General features: G+C 62.6%; 5 protein-coding genes. 2 read left to right on the top strand and 3 right to left on the bottom strand.

The features are described 5' to 3' along the window. The coding region (locus IV091_RS15775) for a LysR substrate-binding domain-containing protein (protein WP_293470205.1) at window positions 1–611 on the top strand (611 nt) is incomplete at its 5' end. Between the two features lie 15 nt (window positions 612–626). On the opposite strand, the gene IV091_RS15770 is transcribed toward IV091_RS15775, so the two are convergent. The 3 genes from IV091_RS15770 to IV091_RS15760 form a co-directional block, all read right to left on the bottom strand. Next, the gene (locus tag IV091_RS15770) at window positions 627–1,415 is read right to left on the bottom strand and encodes a GntR family transcriptional regulator (RefSeq protein ID WP_293470204.1); all 789 of its coding nucleotides are present in this window, start codon (window positions 1,413–1,415) and stop codon (window positions 627–629) included. A 159-nt stretch (window positions 1,416–1,574) separates the two neighbouring features. After that, on the bottom strand, window positions 1,575–2,069 hold the full coding sequence (rfaE2, locus tag IV091_RS15765) for a D-glycero-beta-D-manno-heptose 1-phosphate adenylyltransferase (protein ID WP_293470203.1): 495 nt from the start codon (window positions 2,067–2,069) through the stop codon (window positions 1,575–1,577). Continuing rightward, window positions 2,066–2,941 carry a ferritin-like domain-containing protein gene (locus IV091_RS15760; protein WP_293470202.1) on the bottom strand — a complete coding sequence of 292 codons (876 nt, stop codon included), beginning with the start codon at window positions 2,939–2,941 and terminating at the stop codon, window positions 2,066–2,068. The genes rfaE2 and IV091_RS15760 overlap by 4 nt, the downstream gene beginning before the upstream one ends. A 190-nt stretch (window positions 2,942–3,131) precedes the next feature. Between IV091_RS15760 and IV091_RS15755 the strand changes: the two genes are divergently transcribed. Next, a partial coding sequence (locus IV091_RS15755) for a glutathione peroxidase (protein ID WP_293470201.1) occupies window positions 3,132–3,598 on the top strand: 467 nt, incomplete at its 3' end.

Here is a 3,598-nt window from a genome sequence, read left to right as displayed (position 1 = left end):
GGCGGTTTCACCTGCACATGAGCGACATCGGCGAAGGACGCTTCCTGCCCAAACTGATGGTTCATCTGCACCAGGTAGCGCCGGGTGTCTGCATCGATAGCCAGTACCTGGAGCCGGCCGAACTGACCCTGGCGCTGGACATCGGAAAAATCGATTTCGCTTTCGGCTTCCTGCCCCAGCTCAAGGGCATGCGGCATGCGGCCTTGCTATCCGATCGCTATCTGGTTCTGGTGCGCAAGTCACACCCTTTTGCGTCACTTTCCAGGCGTCATGCAATCCGGGCCATTCTGGAAAAACTGGATTACGTCGCCGTGCGCTCGCATGCCGATACCGTGCGGATCCTTAAAACCTTGCATCTGGAGGAGCGGCTGCGCCTGACCGTGGCGCACTTCACGGCCTTGCCCGAGATCGTGCGCGAGACTGACCTGGCTGCGATCGTGCCCCTTGAGATTGCCCAGGCCTACCCCACCAGCGACTACGCCCTGCTCGATCCCGGCTTCCCGGGGGCGCAGTTCGAGGTCTTCCTGCACTGGAACAAGCGCTTCGAAAATGACCCGGGTAATCGGTGGTTCCGCGAACAGGTCATTGGCTTGTTCTGCAAGAGCCCCTGAAAAAATCAGGTCCGACTAGTCGTCGTTCCGGGTCATCTGCCAGCGCGTAGTCACCTTGAACCGGTTTTCCGGATAGATGTTGACGGAGACGGACAGCAGGGCGTCCTTCTTGCCGAGGTACACGCGCAACACATGCAAGGCCGGCGCGCCCGGCTCAGTCCCCAGCAACGGGGCGATATCGGCGGGCGTGGCGATGGCACTGATCTCCTGGCGCAATTCGCGTACGCGCTCGCCGTGCTGCTCCTCGATCAAGCGATAGACCATCATGTCCGGCTCGTTGATCCGTTCGCGGATCCGTTCAAAGACCGGATGCACGTAGATCTCGGTGTAGGAGATCGGCTTCCCGCCCTTGGCAGGGTAGCGCAGAGTACGAAAGCGAAGCCAGCGCTGGCCTTGCGCGCCGGGCAGGTACTGAATCAGGTCGCCCTCGACGGTGACCCATTCTTCGGCCAGCACCTTCAGCCGGGTTTGCTTGGTGTGGTGCGTAAGGTCACCCAGGTCCGCGATCGCGGCCGTGTAGTGCGACTGACTGGAGCGAGCCTTGACGAGGGTGCCAATGCCCGGGCGACGGCTGATGAGACCCAACCCATCCAGGCAGCGCAACGCTTCACGGGTGGTGTGGCGCGACAGGCCGTAGCGCGTGGCAATCTCCAACTCGCTAGGCAGCAAGTCACCCACTGCGTAAACACCTCGCTCGATGTCGGCAATGAGCGCGTCAGCGACGATCTGGTAGCGTGGCGTTCCTGCCCTCGGGCGGGCCGCTGCCGAGGCATTCGCCCGTGTGCTTTTGGGAACCGTTGACATCTTCGTAGTTTGCGGCGTTCTGGTTCTTCGTACAAACCTCAATGACTGGCATTGTCACACAGGCATGACGTGACCTCTTCCAGGCAAGCAGGTTGTGTCGCATTGGCCGCTGATGAACGTGAGGACGCGCGCTACAAGCTATTAATACAATAGCAAAACTCAGCCCGCCGCAGAATCCCCGCGAATCTTCTGCACCAGCGCCGTCGTCGAATAGCCATCGACAAACGGAATCGCCAGCGCCCGGCCGCCATACGCCTTCACCACCGCCGTCTCGGCCAATTTGTCCATGTCGTAGTCGCCACCCTTGACCAGCACATCGGGCTTGAGTTCGGTGATCAGTTCCAGCGGCGTGTCCTCGTCAAACCAGGTCACCAGGCTGACCGACTCCAGCGCGGCCATCAGCGCGGCGCGGTCTTGCTCGTTGTTCAGCGGGCGGTCCGGGCCCTTGCCCAGCCGCCTGGCCGACGCGTCGGTGTTGAGCGCCACCACCAGGCTGGCGCCCAAGGCGCGGGCCTGCGCCAGGTAGCTGGCATGGCCGCGGTGCAGCACGTCAAACACGCCGTTGGTGAACACGACCGGGCGCGGCAGCGCGGCAACGCGCGCGCGGGCGTCTTCGCGCGTGGCCAGCTTGGCCAGAAACGCGGGCGCGCTCACACCGCGTGCGGCGTGGCGTCAGCGGGCGCAGCGGCCAGGGCAGCGGCCTCGCGGTTCAGTTCCTTGCGATAGCGGTTCAGGTCCTGCACGGTCTTGAAGCTCTGGTTCAGCAGCAGGCTCATGTTGTGCAGCAGCCGGTCGACGACCTTGGTTTCCCAGGCCGTGTCGAACTTGATCTGGGTGTCCAGCCATTGCTCCAGCCACGCGGGGTCGGGCAGCCGGCTCTGGATGGTGTCGCGCGGGAACAGGTCTTTGTTGACGTGCAGGTTGGTCGGGTGCAGCGCCTGCGAGGTGCGGCGGGCGCTGGCCATCAGCACGCCGACCTTGGCAAAGGCAATCTTGGCCTCGATGCCGGACTTGTTGATGGCGCGCTTCATGTAGCGCAGGTAGGCGCCGCCGTGGCGCGCTTCGTCCTGGCTGAGCTGGGTGTAGATCTGCTTGATGACCGGCTCGGTGTGCCATTCGCTGGCGCAGCGGTACCAGTGGTTCAGGCGGATCTCGCCGCAAAAATGCAGCATCAGCGTTTCGAGCGGCGGGGCCGGCTCGAACTCGAAGCGAATGTCGTGCAGCTCCGTTTCGGTGGGCACAAACTCGGGCTTGAAGCGCCGCAGGTACTCCATCAGCACCAGCGAGTGCTTTTGCTCTTCAAAAAACCAGATCGACATGAAGGCCGAGAAATCGCTGTCGTCGCGGTTGTCGCGCAAAAACATTTCCGTGGCCGGCAAGGCCGCCCATTCGGTGATGGCGTTCATCTTGATGGTCTGGGCTTGCTCGTCGGTCAGCTGGGACGCGTCAAAACTGTCCCAGGGGATGTCTTTGTCCATGTCCCAACGGACGGATTCAAGCTGTTTAAACAATTCGGGGTAAAGCATGGGAACTCCTTGCAAGGGATACGCAGAGAAATCTGCCTTGGATGTCCTGCCAGGCGCATCCTGGGTAACTTTTGCATTTTAGGCGGCGAATGCAGGCGCGGGCGGCGCGCAGGCTAATGCCCTACACGCGGCGCCTGTTTGGGCCCGCCTGCCAGAATGATGCTGTTTCTTAATTTCAGCGAGCACCGCCATGAACGCCTTGAACGCTCTGACCCTGAAACCCTTGCTCCCGACCCTGCTGCTGGGCAGCGCCCTGCTGTGCGCGCCGCCCGCCTGGTCGGCCACGCCTGCGCCTGCGTCTGCGCCGTGCCCCGCGCTGCTGCAGCACGATGTGCTGCGCCTGCAGGATGAAAAGCCGCAGTCGCTGTGCCAGTACAGCGGCAAGGTGGTGCTGGTGGTCAATACCGCCAGCTTTTGCGGCTTTACGCCGCAGTACAAGGGCCTCGAAGCGCTGCATGCCCGCTACAAGGACCGCGGGCTGGTGGTACTGGGTTTCCCCAGCAACGACTTTTCGCAAGAGTCGGGCAGCAACCAGGAGATTGCCGATTTCTGCGAGAGCACCTTTGGCGTGAAGTTCCCGATGTTCACCAAAACCAGCGTGCGCGGCAAGGACGCCAGCCCGCTGTTCAGGCAGCTGGCCGCCAGCACCGGCAAGGC

The sequence above is a fragment of the Polaromonas sp. genome (assembly GCF_018780625.1).
In the GTDB taxonomy this organism is placed as follows: domain Bacteria; phylum Pseudomonadota; class Gammaproteobacteria; order Burkholderiales; family Burkholderiaceae_C; genus Polaromonas.
The sequence above is the reverse complement of the archived record's forward strand: the minus strand, read 5'-3'. Positions and strand labels throughout refer to the sequence as shown.

Excerpts from the sequence above, each read along its gene's own strand:
- IV091_RS15770 (WP_293470204.1), bottom strand. The coding sequence starts at position 1,415 with ATGTCAACGGTTCCCAAAAGCACACGGGCGAATGCCTCGGCAGCGGCC.
- IV091_RS15760 (WP_293470202.1), bottom strand. The coding sequence starts at position 2,941 with ATGCTTTACCCCGAATTGTTTAAACAGCTTGAATCCGTCCGTTGGGAC.